Raw genomic sequence first — 18824 nt, 5'->3', positions numbered from 1 at the left:
CGCGCACCGGCATGCGCCCGGCGCCGTCCCAGCCGGTGCCGGGCGCTCAGGGCGTCAGCACGCCCTGCCTGCTCAACCCATATGCCAGTGGAAATGCGTCCTGTGGCCGGCGTAATTGCGGATGACCGACCTGGCTTTGCGTCCGTCCGCCAGCGTCACGTCCTTGTAGGCGTCATGGAAGGCATTCCCGCTGCTCGGGGTGTGGGTGACGTACACAATCTTCACCTTGCTGCCAACACCCGGCGTGTTCAGCAACGCGATCATCTTTTTCGCTGCAGCCGCATCCCTGGCGTTGTAGCCTGCATACCAGCCATCCGCGTCCCTGCCCGTTGCATGGGAAGCATGGTCGGGAGCAAACGAGCCTGCGTTCATGTTGCTGAAGTCGCCCCAGGTGACGCCCACTGGACTGCAGGCGTCGCGTGCCGTCGGGGTGAGCCAATCGTCTCCGCCCCGGCTCTCGTCCCGGCCGCCATACCGGTTCGGGCCTTTCCAGTGGTCCAGCAATTGCACATTGCCCATATCCTTCTGCGCAATGCTTCCATCGCCTGCCTTTGCCACCAGTTTCAGATTCAGCGGGCCGTCCCTTGCGGCGTTCACCGTGGCAAGCTCGCTCGCGGGAATCTCGAACGCAAGCTGCGCGCTGCCGAGCTCGACGCCGGATGCTCCGAAGGCCTTGTAAAGCGACGGCGATAACGACGCGGCGAGCACGCCCCTGGCCTTGAGCACGCCCGCTTGCAGCACCTGGAGCTCCAGGGAAGACAGCTGGGCGGCCACGGGGCCAGTCACCTTGAACGTGGCATGAACGCGCGTGGTGGCGTTGAAGTACGTATGGTGGGCGGCGCTCAGATAATTGAGCGCGGAATTGTCGATGTCGAAAAGGCGGGCCTGCGTAATCGCCAATGGACTGGCGGCAACGAAGTCCACGATCACGGCGGACTCCACGCCGGCATCACCCGCATGGGCCATGTTGGCCACCATCACCTCCACCTGCACGGGCTCCCCCACAGTGGCCAGCTCCACGCTCAGTTCCTTCCAGGCCGTGGACCCGTTGTCATCAAAAGCATCCCTTCCGAGCGCATTCATGGAAGCGCCGACTGCGGCGCTCTCTGCGCCCTTGGTTCGCAGCACGACATGGAACGCGTCGCTGTACGCAGATCCAAAGAATTGCGCCAACGCAGCAGTCTGCAAACGGTATCGCATGCGTACCGTCCTGGTATCTGCGGGCGGCATGAAAGTGTAGGTGGCGGTCCGGGGCCCCGGGCCGCTCGCGCCTATGCGAAGGTCGGGCTGTGGATCTGCCGACAGGGCGCCGGCCCGCGCCGCTTCCGGTCCCGGTCCCGGGCTTTGCACATGCTCCACCAGGGACAGGCGCGCACCATTGCGGTTGATCCATCCCGCCGTGCTTGCGAGAAAGCGCTTGTTGGTTGAAGTAGCCGGAGCGCCAAAACCCAGGAGCACGATATCGGGGAAGGCGCCTCCGGCCACGCCCGCCGTTGCACCGGAAAGTCCGATCAATCCCGCAGGGCCGGTCGCCGTCACGAGCACCGTGCGTGCGGGAAAGTTCTTCAAGACGTACTGCCCCGCGCTGTCGGTCACCGTGGTCGCCGTGACGGTGGGGTCGTCACCGAGTGCGGCGACGACCCTCGCACCGTTGACCGGGTTTGCGCTTTCATCCACCACTTTTCCCTGCACAACTGCGGAGCCCGCCCAGACGACCGCTTCGGCTTCCACCGGCGCTCCCGCGCCGTCCGGGGCAAAGACCTGGATTGCATTCCTGCCGTCTTCGAGGGGTGAGTGGATGAGGAGCGCGTCTGCCGCGACCGTCAGCGCAGATTCGTCGAGCAGGCTCCCGTTCAAGTAGACCGTGTACGCGCTCGGGTCGCGGGACAAGGCAGCCGGCATCGCCTTGAACTTCAGCGGTGCGCCGCGCGCCTGCAGCCCATCGCTGCTGCGTACCAGCGACAGGAACATGGCGGACAAGGGTGCTTCCCGTTCATGCGGATCGGGCCCCGCCGCTTGAGCAGCCACACCTGGTGGCGCCGTGAAATCGAGCCCCGCATCGCATGCCGCAAAACTTGCGACCAGGGCCAGTGCCGCGCACAGCGACCACCACTTGAGAGCGTGCGATTTCATTGGATTCTCCCCGCGCCAACGGCGGCAGGTCCAGCGCATGGCCGGCGCCGCCAAACGCTCCCGTTCGCCAGGAGCCGATTGCCATCAATTTAATCTTTCACTTGCAGAATGCAAGCTTGAACCGCAGAGGGTTTTGCCGTGATATGAAGACTCCCACCGCTAAACCGGCGTTATAGCGGGGGTTTCTTGGGTCCAAGACCAGTGCGCCGGCGTGTTGCCACCCCAGCGACTTACCCCAGTCTCACCAAGCGTAGGGCGCATTTCTACACCCGGTTCGGAGCCTTCCGCCCCTACCTTCTGTCTTGCGATCCGGCAGGTCTTCCTCTCCTTTTCGGCACTCTTGCCCGCCAGCAATTGCCTGACCCCGCGCCCGGCAATGACTGTTGCCGCGTTGTGGTCGGCATGTGCAGTGTGTCCACAGCCTTGACAGACAAACACGGATTGGGAAACCCGGTTGCCCTGGTGAATGTGGCCGCAAGCGCCGCATTCCTGCGAAGAATAAAACGCCGGCACTTCTATCACCAGCTTGCCTTGGCGACGCGCCTTGTACTGCAAAAACACTTTTGTCTGGCCCCAGGCAGAGGCCAGAATCGTTTTGTTGAGCCCGGACTTGGCCGCAGCCCCATTGCGCAGCCAACGGCCTTGCGCGTCTTGTTGGGGCTTGGCCTTTTGGGTCATGTTCTTGATCTTCAGCGCCTCAAAGACAAACAGCTTGTAGCGCGTGTCTGTCGCCAGGACATGGCTGGTCTGGTGCGCCAACTCCCGGCGCACATCAGCGCCATAGCGCTGGTAGCGTGCCACCTTGCGCCTGGCCTTGACCCAGTTGCTGGAGCCCTGGGTTCTGCGGGCCTGGCGCTTTTGCCAGCGCTTTCTGTGTTTTTCCTGCGCTGCCAGGCGCTTGACCTGAATCGGCAAAAAAACGAATTGCTGCCCGTCACTGCCCGCCAGTGGCAGGGTCACGCCACGATCGAGCCCCAGGGTCATGGCGAGCAGCTCTGGCGCATCGAACTGCCTGAGCCAGGCCGTGGTTTCCTTGTCGCTGGGCTCCATCAGGCCATCGTCGCCATTGAACGAGACATGCCATTGGCCGGCATGGATGCTGATGTGCAATGAAGCGGGAGGCTGGCAGGCCCGGTGCGCCTTGAATGCCAGCACGCCCACGGGATGTTTTCTGGTGCCGATGCACAGCTGGTGGCCGGTGATTTCTCCCGTAGCCCTGTCCACGACAGGCTTGAACGCGAACAACTCGGACGTCAGCCAGACAGCCTGTCTGCCGTGTTTTTTGTGAATCGTGGGCCGGCCGCCGAGTTTTCGGAAATAACGGCTGTAGGCCTGCTTCCACAGCACCGCGCCATTGCGCAGAATCTGGCTGGGCACTTCGGACAGCCAAGGTGTGAGCTCGGTCTTGAAATGGCTGTACTGCTGATCGACGGGCGCGAACTGACCCGTGTGTGCCAGGGACTTGCGTGCAAAACGCCTGAAATACCGGTCTTCGCCCACCTTGGCGTTGTAGATGAAACGCTGGCAGCCTATCCATTGCAGCAGGGTCTGTGCCTGGGCAGGCGTGGGATAGCAGCGAAAACGATGGCCGATCTGCATGTCGCCATGCTCGTGGAGAAATCAGTAAGGCGCCAGCATGAAAAGTAACAATCCTTAGCTCTCCCGCTGTTTTTAACATCGAGCTACACATCGCTTTTGTGACGAAATACCGGCGCAAGACGCTCTCGCCCCAAGTGCTTGAGCTGGATATTTCGGTGCTGATCAACAACCTCAAGACAGCCAGTGCCCGGCGCATCAGAAATCGCTTTGCCGCGCATTTGGCGCATTTCCATAGCAAGCCCTTGTTTTGGCACCGGGCTTACTCTGTGGGGAGCGTGGGCGGCGCTACGCTGGAGGCGCTACGGGCCTATGTGGACGCGCAGGGGACAGGAGAACATGCCCGCAAGTCTGCGGCAAAGGCCGGGGCTTTTACAAGAACCGACAGTCTGCGCTAGACCCCCTCCTGACGATTCTGCTTTGCCTTGATGCCGCTTCGCGGCCACCTCGCCTGGCAGGGGGAATGCGCGGATTTGGTGTTCAAGGCTTCAGCCGCGCCGGCCTGGATCACAATATCCCGGGTGCGCCTTTGCCTGTGCGCACGGGCGCCGCCTGCGGGCGGCTCTTTTTCTGAACCTTGCCCGCTGGCACACTGTCTGCATGCCGACCCGGCCGTGCCAAGCGCATTCCGCATGAACCACATCGATATCACCGTCCTGCAACAACTGCACCACTGGCGCGCCCAGGGCCTGCATGCCGTGCTGGCCACGGTCGTGCGCACCTGGGGCTCGTCGCCCCGGCCCGTCGGGGCCATGATGGCCCTGTGCGAAAACGGCCAGACCGTGGGCTCGGTGTCCGGTGGCTGCATCGAGGACGACCTGCTGCAGCGCTACACCCGGCTGGGCGAGCAGATGGACCATGCACGCGGCTGGGGCCAGCCGCCCCGGCATGTGACCTACGGCGTCACCGCAGATGAGGCCCACCGCTTTGGCCTGCCCTGCGGCGGCACGCTGGAACTGGTGCTCGAGTTCGATCCCGACGCGCACGCACTGCGGCAGCTGACCGAACTCCTGCTGTCGGGCACGCTCGTGCGCCGCAGCCTGGATCTCACCACCGGCGAAGCCACGCTGGCCCAGGCCGATGCGCCCCAGGCACTGCAGATCGACGCCCAGGCCCTGCACAACGTTCTGGGCCCCGGTTACCGCATGCTGCTCATCGGTGCCGGCACGCTGAGCGAATACCTGGCGACCATGGCCATCTTCAACGGTTTCGTCGTCACCATCTGTGACCCGCGCCAGGAGTACATGGCCTCGCTGCAGATCCAGGGCGTGCAGCGCACCTCGCTGATGCCCGATGACGCCGTCACGGCCTTCCGGCCCGACCTGCGCAGCTGCGTCATCGCGCTGAGCCACGACCCCAAGCTCGACGACATGGCGCTGCTCGAAGCCATGCAGAGCCCGGCGTTCTATGTCGGCGCCATAGGCTCGCGCCGCAACGCCCAGGGCCGGCGCGAGCGCATGCAGCAGCACTTCGACGTCACCGACGACACGCTCGCGCGCCTGCACTCGCCCGCGGGCCTGTCGATCGGCAGCAAGACCCCGGCCGAAATCGCCGTGAGCATCATGGCCCAGGTCATCGCGCAAAAGAACGGCAACCCGAACGCGAGCGCCTGAACCGCGCCTCACGCCCTGCGCGAGTCTCCCCGGTGCGCCCTCTCATGCCGCAGCAACGGCCGTTCTTTCGGCCGGATTCCTGCTTTGTGCCTCGGTGTCCTCCGGCCCGCAGACCCGGTTGCGGCCCGTATTCTTGGCGCGGTAGAGCTGGGCGTCGGCCTGCAGGAACAGGCTGTCGGTCGTTGCCGACGGCTCGGCCTGCGCAATGCCGATGCTCGCCGTGAGACAGGGCGCCGTGGGCGAGTATTCATGGATGATCTGCAGGGCCTGCAACTGCGCCAGCAGGTGCTGCATGCGCCGTGTCAGCGCCGGGACTTCATCGGCATAGCTCAGCAGACCGAACTCCTCGCCTCCGAGGCGGATCGCCAGATCCATGGGGCGCGCCGCATAGTGCCCGAGGAGCAGCGCCACCTGCTGCAGGGCCCGGTCGCCCGCCTTGTGGCCGTAATGGTCGTTGTAGAGCTTGAAATGGTCGAGGTCCAGGATCGCCAGCATCAATGTCTTGCCATCGCGCCGCGCCTGCGCCAGGCAGACCTCGAAATGGCGCTGAAAGCTGCGCCGATTGGCCAGGCCCGTCAGCGGATCGTGTGCCGCCTCCCAGTCGAGCAGGCGGCGCAGCAGAAACTGTTCACGCGCTCCACGCTCGCGCAGATAGCTGCCGAACGCCATCATGCACATGCACACCGTCAGCAAGCTGGCGGTTTCACGAAATGCCATCCAGTGCAGGGGCGGCAGGATCTTCCACGCAGTGAACCAGTAGGCGGCAAGCAGCATCAAGCCCGTCGGCAGCGCCTGGCGAAGCGTCATGCCGCAGGGAAAGAGCACCGTCATCAGTATCAGGATAGAGGCCGCCATGCCATCGCCGACCCCCAGGAGCTTGTAAAAGTAGGCGCTCGCAAAGGTGCAGATGCAATACACCGCGATGGTCGCCAGGCCCGCGGCACCCAGCCAATCGCTGTTGCGCAGACGCGGCAGAGCCGCCAGCAGTCCACCGAGCGCCAGCAGATTCACCAGACGCGCGGGAATGACGGTTTGCAGATAGCGCGCCTCGATCGCCGTGCCCTCGATATGTTGCACGTAGCGCAGCACATCCCAGCCCACCACGCCCAGCCACAGCGCCAGCCCGATCCAGACGCAAGCCACGAAATTGAATGACTGCGTTTCGCGCAGGAAACGCATGAACTCGCGCTCGACATCGGGCGCGAAGCGCAGCCAGCGATAACGACTTTGCAGTTCATGCCGATAAAGGTATGAAGCGTTATCCATCGCAGACGGGGTGATAGGCGAGGAAAGCATATGAAAGCTAGAGCCTGTTCACGCTTTTCGAATCGGCAGCGACGGGGTGGCCTTTGGCAAGGAGAAACAAGAAATCCAATTGTTTCTAATTTGTCATAGAAATAGCTTTTGTTAACGCACTGTTGCAATCTGCCGACACCCCAGCGTTTCAGCGCGCCGGGCAGCCAGCTATCTGTCCAGACCATACAGCAGCCTGGATCATCATGGCCTGAAGATATGAAAAATTACAAATACGGGTTTTTCAGTTCGAACCGGCATCCCATGGAAAAGCCAGAATTCCCCCCATTGTTTTCTTGAATTTCCTTTGAATCCATAGGTATGTTGCTATTATTTATATAGCAACAAGATGAAGTTTTTTCAGGGAAACTCAGGTTTTCTGCGCAGTTCTTGCTGAAATCATGGTTCTTTTGCCTGTTTTTTAAGCAGGCATTTCACACGCGCTCCAGCCAGACTGTCAGCAGACGCCCGGCAGACAAAAACACCCGGAAATGCGCATGTCGCCGGACCGCTATGCACAGCGCGCGCGGCGGTCCGGCATTCAGCCCTGTGGATAAATCCGCAACGCCGCAAACATCGACAAAATCGGCTGCCGGAAAACATTCCGAACAAGCTGTGCACAGTTGTTCTATCTCACTGAAATAAAACGTCTTTTTTCCTTGTTCACAAAACTATCCACATGCATGCCCCCAGGTATATGCACAATGCATGCAGACGGATTTCGGCTGGAAACGCTGTGGATAAGTTGAGACCTTGCGAAGCCGTCAAAAACTTATCCGCGCTTATCCACAGAATCCCCAGTCCTGCGAAAATAGACAGGTGTCTGCCCCAAGGGTGTGCCAAATGCAGGTGCAACGCATGCTGCAGGCGTTCAAAAACATGCGATGTAGCGTAAAAAACATAAGATTTAACATCTTATTCGCTACATATCCGTGTTTTATTTCTTATTTATTACGACTGGCGCTCGATGGGCCAGTCCATTTCGCTCTCAATGTCCCAGCAAAAGTGGGCCCAGTTGGGCCTTGAATCGTTCGATGACGTCGTCGCGTCCATCCCCGGGTTCCGCAGCCGCGATGGGCAGCGGCGCATGGCGGCCCAGGTCGCCACCACGTTCAGCACCGCCCAGCTCGGAAAAGTCGATGACGACGCCCCTGCGCCGGAACGGTCCATTGCGGTCGTGCAGGCCGGCACGGGGGTCGGCAAATCGCTGGCCTACAGCATTCCCGCGATCACGCTCGCGCTGGCCCGCGGCACGCGGGTGCTGATCTCGACGGCGACCGTCGCGCTCCAGGAGCAGCTGGTCAACAAGGATTTGCCCGCGCTCGCCGCGCAGCTCGATCAGCCTTTCAAGTTCGCTCTCGCCAAGGGGCGAGGACGCTTTGTCTGCAAGCTCAAGCTCGAGCGCCTCGCGGGCACGGGCGAATCGCACGACGAGGCCGACGATCTGTTCGCCGAGGAGGAAGCCGCCACCCGCCCCCGCCCCGCGCAGGAGCTCGAGGCACGCATGCAGTTCTATGCCAGCATGGCCGACGCCATGGCCACCGGTGTCTGGGATGGGGACCGCGACTCCCTGGCCACGCCTCCCGAGCCCGAGGCCTGGAGTCCGGTGGCGGCCGAATCGAGTTCCTGCACCGGCAAACATTGCCCGGCTTTTGACGGCTGCACCTATTACGAGCGCCGCAAGTCGATGGTCGCGGCCCAGGTGATCGTCGCCAACCACGACCTGCTGCTGTCCTCGCTGGGCGCACGGCTGCTGCCCGACCTGGACAACTGCCTGCTGGTGCTCGACGAAGCCCACCACCTGCCGGCCACCGCACTGTCCCAGTTCGCCTGTGCGCTGGATTTGAGCCGGCTGGGCTGGATCGACAAGCTCGCCAGCCGCGCGCTGCGCGTGGGCACGCTGCTCGAAGTCGAGGAAGTGGCCGACGTGCCGACCCACTCGAGCCAGCTGCGCCAGACACTGCAGGACCTGGCCCGGCTGGTCATGGATTTCTATGGCGACGAACTCAAGTCGAAGAAGGACAGCTGGGGCCCGGCGCGGGTGCGCGCGACGCGCGGAATTCTTCCCGAGGCACTGCTGGAGCCGCTCGCCCAGGCCTCGCACCATGCCAACGGCTTTCTCGATGCGCTGCGCGCGATCTCCAAGGCCCTGCGTGTGGAAATTCGCGACAAACCCGAAGAAGCCCGCAGGTTGTCCACAATGTATGCACAGGTCGGCGCGCTCGCTCCCCGGCTCGAATCGGTCTATGACACCGCTCAGCTTCTGCTGCAGCAGCCCGCGGAAAATGACAGCAGTCAGTATGTTCCCAACGCGAAATGGTTCACGTTGGAGACAGATGGCGAATTCATCGTGGTCAAGGCCCATGCCAGTCCGCTGCTGCCCGGAGCGACTTTGCGCCGGCATCTGTGGTCCCAGGTACGGGGTGCCGTGCTGACTTCGGCCACACTGACAAGCTGTGGGCAATTCGACTTCTTCCTGCACGAGTCGGGCCTGCACGGCGATGCGGCGGTGACGACGCTTGAAGTCCCCAGTCCCTTCGACTACGCCTCGCAAGGCATTTTCGTGGCCGCCGAAACCCATGCCGATCCACGCCTGGCCAGCGCCTTCACCAGCGAGATGGTGGATGCGCTGCTGCATGACCTGGCACGCGTCGAATCCGGCGCCCTGGTGCTGTTCACGTCGCGCGAGCAGATGCGCCAGGCCGTAGACGCCCTCTCGACCGCCATGCGCTCGAACGTACTGGTGCAGACCGCCATGCCCCGTGCCCAGCTGCTCGCCCTGCACCGCGAGCGCGTCGCGGACGGCCAGGCGTCGATCATCTTCGGCATGCAGTCGTTCGGCGAGGGGCTGGATCTGCCGGGCGCGCTGTGCGAGTCGCTGTTCATCACCAAGCTGCCGTTCGCGCCGCCCGACGACCCCGTGGGAGAAGCCCGCGCCGAGTGGCTGCGCAGTGCCGGCAGGGACCCGTTCAGCGAGCTGGTGGTACCGGCCACGGCCATCCGCCTGGCGCAATGGGTAGGACGCGCGATCCGCACCGAAGAGGACAGGGCTTTTGTATATTGCTACGACAAGCGCCTGGTGCGCACCAGCTACGGCCAGCGGCTGCTCAACGGTCTGCCGCCGTTTGCGCTTGAAAAGCGCGCGCCGCGATAAGAACGTGAACACGTTCTAAAAGGAGCGGGGCCCATCGTGCCCTCGCCTTGTTTCCACAGAAAGAGAAAGTCTCCCCATGCCAGAACATGTCCCTGCCTGCCCCCAGTGCGGCCTTGAAAACACCTACCCCGATGGCACGAGCTACCTGTGCCCCGACTGCGCGTTCGAATGGCCGCAAAGCGGCCTACAGGCCGCCGAGGACGGCGAAACCAGTGACGGCAGCATCCGGGATGCCCATGGCACGCTGCTGGCCGATGGCGACGCCGTGCTGCTGATCAAGGATCTCAAGGTCAAGGGCTCGTCGACCGTGATCAAGAAAGGTACGAAGGTCAAAAGCATTCGCCTGGTGCACGGCAATGGCGACCACGACGTGGACTGCAAGACCGAGCAAGGCAACTTCATTCTCAAGTCGGTGTTTCTGAAAAAGGCCTGAGCGTCCTGGTGCCGGCCGGGCCACAGCCCCCGGTACATCGCATTGCGCCTGCTCCAGGCGCGCGCAAACCGCCATCGCTGCGGTTTGCTGATCCCCTCGGCCGCCTTCGCCACGATGGCGGCATGGCCCCCTTTGTGCCGTCCGGCACGGGTACCTCTCCCTGGCCAGCTACATCGTGGGTCGGACGCTGCATGCGGCTCCCGACCGCCGGCCATCCACACAACCTCCCCCAACGACTGGCGCCAAAGGCCCCCTGAGGCCATCCAGGCGCCGATGCAGGGCATGCCGGGCATCCGGGCATGCCCCGGGCCTTGCGATGCGCCCTGCCCGCGTCACAGACCGCAAATGCCCGTACCGCTGCACAGTACCAGTTGCTCCGGGCATGAATCCGCACAAAAACACGATGTAACCCGGTTACGGCCGCAATGTTTCACCGGGCATTGCGTTGAAATTATTTGAACATCCAATAAAAACAACGACTTAGCCGCCCAGCCTTGCGGCAGCGCGCATTTTCCACAGGTGTTGATAACAAGCTGTGGATAACCATTCGTTTTCAGTGCTGCGACACGAAGTTTTCCCCATTCCGTTCGTTTTTTCCGGAAATCAGGTGCTTTTCACGCTGGATGGCTCCGAGAGGTTTGAACTTTGCGCTTTTTCCGCTGGAGATGCAAGACGGATTTGTCTGGATGCGGTGTTTCCGAGGCTTGTCCCAGGAACTCTCCTGGTTGTTCATTTATTTCACTATAAGAAATTAGTCGTAGTAGTAGATGCGGCCCGTTTCTGTGGATAACTCTATTTTTCTTATACAAATCAATGACTTCTGTTTTTCGAAACGCTGTGCGTGAAGCCCTGCTCCGGATGTACAGCAAAAGTGGATAACTTCAAGAAATATGAACTTCCTGTTGATAAGTAGCAGGTTGATATTTAGATATCCACAGACTATTGTGCCGTTGTTTTTCTCACATATTTAGGCATGTTTCCCATGCATATAAACAATAGTTTGCTATTAATTTATGAGTGGATAACTTTTTTTGCGATGGATTTCCATCGTTGTTTTATCGCTGTGTTTATTTTTTGATGGGCGTTGGTACTGAAATCCATGGCTGCGGTCGTTTGTGGACTTCTGAAAAACTGCTCAAATTTTGTGCGCTGTTGTTGTTCCTAATATTTCTATTTATAGATAGTCGTAGTAGTAGAGCACTCTTGTTTTTGTGGATAACTGCATATTTTCTATGAAAATCAACAGCTTGCATTCAATCAAAGCATGTGTCCAGAGGGCAGGTGCTGCTGCATCTGGATTGGGTATAACTTCTCATTGATCAGTATGCTTGTGGATAACAATGAAGATATGCGAAAATTTCCCCCAGGCTTATCCACAGGCCTTTCAGGCGTAAAAAAACCGCCCTGGCGGGCGGTTGGAGGGCAGAGTTTTCAGCTTTTGCGGCCGACTCTGTGGATAACTGCTACGGTTCAGAACCGGTGGGCGTAGCGCAGTTGCAGGAAGTTCTCGCCGGGATTGGGGCGCTTGATGCCGGCATTCGAAAAATGTTCAATGCGCAGCATGACTTCATGCTCACGCCGCGCCCCGAAGTTGGTGCCGACGGCCAGGTGGGTGGCGAAGTTGTATCGCGTGCTGAAGCGTTTGTTGCTGGATTGGTAGTACGCAGTGGACCATGTGGGGCCGGTGCCGGCCTGGGCGAACCACGCGGACTGGCCTTGTGCGCCGCGCCAGCGCAGCGTGGGCACCACGCCGAAGACATAGGAGCGCTGGCGTTCGTCGTTGGTCATGCGGCTGGACCAATGGCTTGCAAACAGGTCCCAGTGGCCTGTGATCTGGCCCGAGCCCAGGGCGTAGGTCCATTGCTGCCAGGGCAAGGTCACGCCAAGGTTCGCTGCATGGGCATCATTTGACGCGACCGCCGCCTGGATATACCAGGTGGGAGAGTGGTCGTTGAAAACGACCTGGGACTGCGCGCCCCAGCTGGCAAGACACAATGCCGCGCCGCTCGCCCATGAGTATGCAAGCCGCCGGGATATTTTCAAGTGCATTGTTGACAACTCCTGTGGACAGAATCATTTACGCTTTTAAACAAGTGTAGATAAGTTGTCCTGGTGCCGCACGGTGGATGCCAACCGGCTATAAAAAAAGCTCCCACGCTTGCCTCACTGCGTGTGGGGGCCTGGGAGGCAAAGCCCCCCATCGTTTTGTCTTGGGGCGGCCCGGCGACAAAAAAGCAGGCACCAAGGCCTGCTTTGCGTCTGCTTGAGAGTCCCGAGGCGCTCGCCGGGCGTCTTACCTGGCGGGTGTGGCCGCCGCTGGTGCCTTGCCGTGTTCGCCATGGGGGCCATGGCGCTTTGCGTGGTGCTTGCCATGGCGCAATGTCTGCTCGTCAAAGGTTTTCTGCTGCGTGGGCGTGAGCGTCGCATAGAAGGCCTTGGTCGCTTGCGCACGGCGGTCTGCCTGGGCGTTGCGCTCGGTACGCTGCTGCTGCATATGGTCGATGCGCTGTGGTGTGGTCAGTTTGGCAAAGCTTTCACGGTCCATGCGCTTGGCATGGGGCGCGGGCTTGATGGCTTCGCGGTAGCTGTTCCAGCCGGCCTGCTGGGCTTCGGTCAATTGCAGCGCCGCCTGGAATTTCTGCGCCTTTTCGGCCATGCGCTTTCCATGGGCCGCATGGTCACGCGGCTGGTGGCCTGGAGCGCGGGCTGCGGGTTCGACGGCTGTGGTGGTGGCTGCAGTGGGCGCGGCCGGCGTCTGGGCCCATACCGGCATGGCCAGCGCGGCGAAGACGGTGGCAGCAGCGGCGGTGGCAGTCAGGGTGCGTTGGAAAATAGCCATGGAGCTAGTCCTTTCTTGGATGGATGAACACGCTGTGGCAGGGAAACTGCAGCGCTGGATGTCAGTTTGCGACGCGCATGTAATGCTCGCGTGTGGGCTGCGTGATGCTGTGTAAAGTAGTGCCAACTTGCGGCATATGCGTGAAACGCTTTTTTACAGGCTCAACGGCGTTGAAGCCTTGTATGGTTTGCGCCGAGATGCCGATTTCAAATCAACCAGGGTGATGCTGGCCATCACCGGGCGCAGGGGGTTGCAGGCGCAGGCCGGCGGCAAGCCCCCGCAGCCGAATGAACAAAGGTAGTGGATGTTCAAGAACATGATCGTGTACCGCATTGCAGAGCAATGGCAGGGCACTTTGGAGCAGGTGGAGGAGGCGCTGGCGCGCACGCCTTTCACCGAGTGCGGGGCCACGCAGGAGCGTTCCGCGGGCTGGGTGCAGCCGCGTGGCGAGGGCGAAGGCCTGTTTGCCGAGTCGGTAGGGGGGCAGTGGATCCTGCGCTTCATGAGTGAAAGCAAGATGCTGCCGGCCAGCGTGCTCAACCGCAAGGTGCAGGAAAAGGCCGACGCCATCGAGCGCACTTCGGGCCGCAAGCCGGGCAAGAAGGAAAAGCAGGAGCTCAAGGACGAGGCCAAGCTCGATCTGCTGCCCATGGCCTTCACCAAGCAGGGCGGCATGTGGATCTGGATCGACTCCGCGGCGCGCTTTCTGGTGCTCGACACGGGCAGCCAGACGCGCGCGGACGAAGTCGTGACGCTGCTGGTCGACGGACTGCCGGGCTTTGCCGTGGCATTGCTCGACACGCAGACTTCGGCCCAGGCCGCGATGGCGCACTGGCTGTCCAGCCAGGAGCCACCCGTGGGCTTCACCATCGACCAGGAGTGCGAACTCAAGAGCGCCGACGAAGCCAAGTCGGTGGTGCGCTATGCGCGCCATCCGCTGGACATCGATGAAGTCAAGGCGCATATCGAAGCCGGCAAGCTGCCGACCAAGCTCGCGCTGACCTGGGACGACCGGGTTTCGCTGCTGCTGACCGAAGGCCTGCAGGTCAAGAAAATCACCTTCCTGGAAACCGTGTTCGACGGCCAGTCCAAGGACGACGGCGGTTTTGACGCCGACGTGGCGATTGCCACGGGCGAACTGAGCCGGCTGCTGCCCGACCTGATCGAGGCGCTGGGCGGTGAAGGGCGCACGGCACTGGGCGAAGGCCTGCCGGCGGCGCTGCAGCAGCCTGCGCCAGCCGAAGTGCTGGGTGTGCGCGTGGCGGCTGGCAAGGGCAAGGCAATGGCCGTGACGGGGCCCAAGGAGGCACCTGAGGATTCGGATCCTGAATCCGCGCCGTTCTGATCGGTCCGCGCCATGCAAAAGAGCCGCTTTATGCGGCTCTTTTTTATTTGGTGGACAGGTTGTTCACCTTTGGACACGGTCGGCCAGGCAGGCTCAGTACGAAAGGAAAAACCGCTCGCGGTGAGCTTGACTCGGCGCCCCTGTGGGACCATGAACGGCCTGTCCTCATGCCCTGAGCGCAGGCGGTTCACTCTTCGACAGGCTCTCAAGAAACAGCTTTTTTCCCCAAATAAATCAATGACTTAGAAAGTGACCGATTTGGGCAAACAGCGACAAAACTTTGAACCGTTCGTGGTGAGCTTGTCGAACCATGAACGGCCCGTCCTCATGATTTGAGCGCAGGCCGTTCACCCTTCGACAGGCTCAGGGCGAACGGGGATTTTGAAGCCCGCTGTTTCTTTTTAACGCCTTGCGAGGCCTCGGCTTGCTTACCTCGCTCAGGGCGAACGGTTGGGCGCGAACTCTGGGGGGCGACGCGAGCCGCCGCCGGGCGGCAAACGCTGTGGGGGGCTGCGCCCCCCAGCGCGCAGCTACGCGAAGCGAGCAAGCGTGGGGGCGTTAATTACACCCGCTCAAAAATCGCCGCAATCCCCTGACCCCCGCCAATGCACATCGTCACCAGCGCATAGCGCCCGCCCGTGCGGTGCAGCTCGGCGATGGCCTTGGTGGTGATGATGGCGCCGGTCGCGCCCACGGGGTGGCCCAGCGAGATGCCCGAACCGTTGGGGTTGACCTTGGCCGGGTCCAGGCCGAGTTCCTGGATCACGGCGCAGGCCTGGGCGGCGAAAGCTTCGTTGGCTTCGATCACGTCCATGTCGGCGATTTTCAGGCCGGTGCGCGCCAGTACCTTCTGCGTCGCGGGCACGGGGCCTATGCCCATGTAGGCCGGCTCCACGCCCGCGTGCGCATAGCCCACGAGGCGTGCCAGCGGCTTGGCGTTCAGGCCGGCCAGGCGATCGCCCGCGACCAGCACCACGGCAGCGGCGCCGTCGTTGAGGCCCGAGGCATTGCCGGCCGTGACGCTGCCGCCGTCCTTCTGGAAGGCGGGCTTCATGCCGGCCAGGGTTTCGAGCGTGGTCGCGGCGCGCACATGCTCGTCGGTGTCGAACAGCACCGTGCCTTTGCGGGTCGCGATTTCGACGGGGACGATCTGTTCCTTGAAATAGCCCGCGGCGATGGCCGCAGCCGCGCGCTGCTGGCTCAGCAGCGCGAGCTGGTCCTGCTGCTCGCGGCTGATCTTGTAGCGCGCGGCGACGTTCTCGGCGGTGATGCCCATGTGCATTTTCTGCCAGGGGTCATGCAGGATGCCCAGCATGTAGTCGATGCTCCTGGCGTCGCCCATGCGCGCGCCCCAGCGCGCCGCGGTGTCGAAGTACGGGCCGCGGCTCATCGATTCCGAGCCGCCGCCGACGGCCACGTCGCAGTCTCCAAGCGCGATTGCCTGGGCGGCCGAGACAATGGCCTGCAGGCCCGAGCCGCACAGGCGGTTGACGTTGAACGCCGGCGTTTCAATCGGGCAGCCGGCGTCGACGGCCGCGACGCGGCTGAGATAGGCGTCCTTGGTATCGGTGGGAATCACATTGCCCATGACCACATGGCCTATGGCCTGCGGATCGAGGCCAGAGCGCGCGATCGCGGCCTTGACGGCCGTGGTGGCGAGCTGCGTGTTGGGGACGTCCTTCAAGCTGCCGCCAAAGGTGCCTATGGCGGTGCGTGCGCTGCTGACGACGAAAATCTCGCGAGTAGTCATTGCCTGATCCTGTGGATAACTTTGCAGTCAACGGCCCGTGAAGCGCGCCGGCTGCTTTTGAAAGAATGCATCGATGCCGGCACGCAGGTCATGGGTTTGCGCGCAGGCCCGAAACGCCTGCCATTCTGCTTGAAGCTGGGCCTGCAGGTCTGTCTCCAGCGAGGCTCGCATCAGCCGGCGCATATGGCCCAGCGCCTGGGTCGGGCCCTGGGCCAGGCGCGCGGCCAGGCGCTGCACTTCATCCGGCAGTTCCGCGGCCGGCACGATGCGGTTGATCAGCCCCATCTGCAGCGCCTGGGAGGCGTCGAGCGCCTCGCCGAGCATGGCGATCTCGAGCGCGCGGCGCAGGCCGACCCAGCGCGGCAGCGCCCAGGACGCGCCGACATCGCAGCTCGCGCCGAGGTTGATGTAGGCAAGGTTGAATTGCGCGCCTTCGGCGGCGAGCACGAAGTCGGCCTGCAGCATCAGGCTCAGGCCCGCGCCCGCCGCCGCGCCCTGGACTTGGGCGATCACCGGCGCGTTCAGCTTGGCCAGCAGCAGCAGCGCCTGGTTCAGCGGCGCGAGCAACGCGTCGACGCCGGCCAGCGGGTCGCGCTGCAGCGTGAGCAGATCGCCGCCGGCCATGAAGGCCCGGCCTTCGCCGCGCAGCACCAGCGCGCGCACGCTGTCGTCCTGCGCAATGTCCTGCAGCGCGGCCAGCAGCGCCTGGGCCATGGCCACGTTGATGGCGTTGAGTGCCTGGGGCCGGTTGAAGACCAGCGTGACGATGGCGCCGTCGCGCTCGATGCGCAGCGCTTCTTCGCAGGGAGGGGAGTCGGGGGGCATGGAGTTCATCGGTAGAGCGCCTCGATTTCAGTGCCATAGGCCTGGTAGATGCTCGCGCGGCGCACTTTCATCGTGGCCGTGACTTCGCCGTCGTCGTGGTCAAGCTCCTTGGTCAGCAAATGGAACTTGCGGATCTGCGAGACCTGGGCCAGGCGCTCGTTGCCCGTGGCGATTTCGCCGTCGATCAGCGCCAGTACTTCGGGGTGCTCGGCCAGCGAGCGGAAATGGGTGAAGGGAATGCGCCGCGCCTGCGCCCATTGGCCCACGGTCTCGGCGTCGAGCATGACCAGCGCGGCGACGAACTTGCGGCCTTCGGCGACGATCACGCATTCCTTGATGTAGGGGCTGGCCTTCATCGCGTTCTCGATTTCGGAGGGCGTGAGGTTCTTGCCGCCGGCGGTGATCATGATGTCCTTGAGGCGGTCGACGATCTTCAGCTGGCCCTGTTCCTGGCGCACCACGTCGCCGGTGTGCAGCCAGCCGCCTTGCAGCGCCTGGGCCGTGGCTTCGGGGTTGTTGTAGTAGCCCGCGAACACCATCTCGCCGCGGATCTGCAGCTCGCCGCTGTCGGCCAGCCGCCATTCGACGCCCGCAATCGGTTCGCCCACGGTACCGGGAATGACCTGGTCTATGCGGTGGCCCAGCACCATGCCCGTCGATTCGGTCAGGCCGTAGACCTCGACCAGTGGAATGCCCAGCACGCGGAAATAGCGCACGACTTCGGCGGGAATCGGCGCGGCGCCGGTGAGCGCGACTTCCACGCAGCGCAGGCCCAGGAAGTTCTGCAGCGCGCGCAGCACCAGCCAGTACCAGAGGCCGTAGGTGAGCTTGTCGCTGACGCTCCATTGCGCGCGCGGCTTGTCGGCCAGCGGCGTGCAGGCGGCGAGCGCGCGGTCCATCAGCCAGCGCTGCCAGCGCCCGGTCTCTAGCCGCTTGATGCTCAGGCTGGCGTGCATCTTTTCCCAGATGCGCGGCACGCCGAGAAACATGCTGGGCGCGACTTCGCGCAGGTCTTCCTGTACGGTGCGTATCGATTCGCCGAAGTGCACCTGCGCGCCCAGGTAGATGGGCACGAAGGTGGTCAGCATCTGCTCGGCCACATGGCACAGCGGCAGATAGGACAGATGGCGCGTCTCGGCGCTGAGCTGCAGCCGCTCGATGATTCCGGGTGCGACGCCGCGGATGTTGCGCCAGGAAATCATCGCGCCCTTGGGCTTGCCGGTCGAGCCCGAGGTGTAGATCATCAGCGCGATGTCGTCGAACGATTGCTGGGCCAGCGCCTCGTCGATCAGGGTGTGCCGGCCCGCTTCCCAGGCCGCGCGGCCCAGCGCCTCGACTTCGTCGAAGGTGGCGATCAGCTGGCGCTCTTCGGGCGTATAGCTGCGCAGGCCCTTGGTTTCCATGACCACGATGTGCGTGAGGCGCGGCAGGCTGGCGCGTGCGGCCAGCAGCTTGTCGACCTGCTCCTGGTCTTCGCAGACCATGATGGAGATGTCGGCGTGCGCGACCACATAGGCGACTTCGTTCGTCGGGCTCGTGGGGTAGACGCCGACGGTCACGGCCGCGACCAGGCCGCAGCCCATCTGCGCGAGCACCCATTCGAGGCGGTTCTCGGCGATCACGCCCACATGGCCGCCCGCGGGCAGGCCCAGGGCCCGCAGGCCCAGGCCGAAGTGGGCCGCGCGCTGGTGGTAGCTGGCCCAGGTCACGGGCTTCCAGATGCCGTAGTCCTTTTGCCGGATGGCGACGCGCTGCGGCTGGCTGCGCGCGAGTTCGCGCAGCTGCTGGGGCAGGGTGCGGTCGGGGAGGGTGAAAGCGTCTTGCATGTGTGAACGGGTCCTGG

The 18824-nt window shown here is 62.8% G+C and carries 14 protein-coding genes; 6 read left to right on the top strand and 8 right to left on the bottom strand.

The genetic code is table 11. From position 1 onward, the window contains the following. Positions 1 to 72 precede the first annotated feature (72 nt). A complete protein-coding gene (locus GVL12_RS16580) occupies positions 73 to 2133 on the bottom strand; it encodes a carboxypeptidase-like regulatory domain-containing protein (protein WP_159916005.1) in 2061 nt (686 codons plus the stop codon). Positions 2134 to 2292: 159 nt separating this feature from the next. Beyond that, positions 2293 to 3732, bottom strand: coding sequence for an RNA-guided endonuclease TnpB family protein (locus tag GVL12_RS16575; RefSeq protein ID WP_159916003.1), 1440 nt, complete (start codon positions 3730 to 3732; stop codon positions 2293 to 2295). Between the two features lie 98 nt (positions 3733 to 3830). Here GVL12_RS16575 and GVL12_RS16570 point away from each other — a divergent pair, with 98 nt between their 5' ends. Together GVL12_RS16570 and GVL12_RS16565 are read left to right on the top strand one after the other, a co-directional pair. Beyond that, on the top strand, positions 3831 to 4127 hold the full coding sequence (locus GVL12_RS16570; protein ID WP_200843823.1) for a transposase: 297 nt from the start codon (positions 3831 to 3833) through the stop codon (positions 4125 to 4127). A 234-nt stretch (positions 4128 to 4361) separates the two neighbouring features. Next, complete coding sequence (locus GVL12_RS16565) at positions 4362 to 5342, top strand: XdhC family protein (protein ID WP_159916001.1); 981 nt, start codon at positions 4362 to 4364, stop codon at positions 5340 to 5342. A gap of 42 nt (positions 5343 to 5384) precedes the next feature. On the opposite strand, the gene GVL12_RS16560 is transcribed toward GVL12_RS16565, so the two are convergent. Continuing rightward, on the bottom strand, positions 5385 to 6608 hold the full coding sequence (locus GVL12_RS16560; RefSeq protein ID WP_159915999.1) for a diguanylate cyclase: 1224 nt from the start codon (positions 6606 to 6608) through the stop codon (positions 5385 to 5387). Between the two features lie 1018 nt (positions 6609 to 7626). On the opposite strand from GVL12_RS16560, the gene dinG reads away from it, so the two are divergent. After that, a complete protein-coding gene (gene dinG, locus GVL12_RS16555) occupies positions 7627 to 9789 on the top strand; it encodes an ATP-dependent DNA helicase DinG (RefSeq protein WP_159915988.1) in 2163 nt (720 codons plus the stop codon). 76 nt (positions 9790 to 9865) lie between these two features. Beyond that, positions 9866 to 10222 carry a zinc ribbon domain-containing protein YjdM gene (locus GVL12_RS16550; RefSeq protein WP_159915986.1) on the top strand — a complete coding sequence of 119 codons (357 nt, stop codon included), beginning with the start codon at positions 9866 to 9868 and terminating at the stop codon, positions 10220 to 10222. A gap of 1470 nt (positions 10223 to 11692) precedes the next feature. On the opposite strand, the gene GVL12_RS16545 is transcribed toward GVL12_RS16550, so the two are convergent. Both GVL12_RS16545 and GVL12_RS16540 read right to left on the bottom strand, forming a co-directional pair. Continuing rightward, entirely contained in the window at positions 11693 to 12271 is a 579-nt protein-coding gene (locus GVL12_RS16545; protein ID WP_159915984.1) for an acyloxyacyl hydrolase, read from the bottom strand. A gap of 244 nt (positions 12272 to 12515) precedes the next feature. Next, positions 12516 to 13061 (bottom strand): Spy/CpxP family protein refolding chaperone, encoded by a 546-nt coding sequence (locus GVL12_RS16540; protein WP_159915982.1) that lies wholly within the window; start codon positions 13059 to 13061, stop codon positions 12516 to 12518. Positions 13062 to 13197: 136 nt separating this feature from the next. Between GVL12_RS16540 and GVL12_RS16535 the strand changes: the two genes are divergently transcribed. Both GVL12_RS16535 and GVL12_RS16530 read left to right on the top strand, forming a co-directional pair. Then, positions 13198 to 13362 carry a hypothetical protein gene (locus GVL12_RS16535; protein ID WP_159915980.1) on the top strand — a complete coding sequence of 55 codons (165 nt, stop codon included), beginning with the start codon at positions 13198 to 13200 and terminating at the stop codon, positions 13360 to 13362. A gap of 3 nt (positions 13363 to 13365) precedes the next feature. Further along, the gene (locus GVL12_RS16530) at positions 13366 to 14406 is read left to right on the top strand and encodes a recombination-associated protein RdgC (RefSeq protein ID WP_159915978.1); all 1041 of its coding nucleotides are present in this window, start codon (positions 13366 to 13368) and stop codon (positions 14404 to 14406) included. Between the two features lie 562 nt (positions 14407 to 14968). Here GVL12_RS16530 and GVL12_RS16525 read toward each other — a convergent pair. From GVL12_RS16525 to GVL12_RS16515, 3 genes are read right to left on the bottom strand one after another with little or no spacing between them, the layout of a single operon-like run. Next, positions 14969 to 16156 carry an acetyl-CoA C-acyltransferase family protein gene (locus tag GVL12_RS16525; protein ID WP_159915976.1) on the bottom strand — a complete coding sequence of 396 codons (1188 nt, stop codon included), beginning with the start codon at positions 16154 to 16156 and terminating at the stop codon, positions 14969 to 14971. A gap of 27 nt (positions 16157 to 16183) precedes the next feature. Further along, positions 16184 to 16990, bottom strand: a complete 807-nt coding sequence (locus GVL12_RS16520; RefSeq protein ID WP_200843822.1) for an enoyl-CoA hydratase/isomerase family protein — start codon at positions 16988 to 16990, stop codon at positions 16184 to 16186. After that, positions 16987 to 18807: an AMP-binding protein gene (locus tag GVL12_RS16515; protein ID WP_159915974.1), complete on the bottom strand. Its 1821-nt coding sequence runs from the start codon at positions 18805 to 18807 to the stop codon at positions 16987 to 16989. The genes GVL12_RS16520 and GVL12_RS16515 overlap by 4 nt, the downstream gene beginning before the upstream one ends. Positions 18808 to 18824: the final 17 nt, after the last annotated feature.

This window comes from Pantoea sp. 18069, from assembly GCF_902706035.1.
Classification (GTDB): Bacteria; Pseudomonadota; Gammaproteobacteria; order Burkholderiales; family Burkholderiaceae_C; genus Comamonas.
This window is presented reverse-complemented; position numbering and strand designations above follow the sequence as displayed.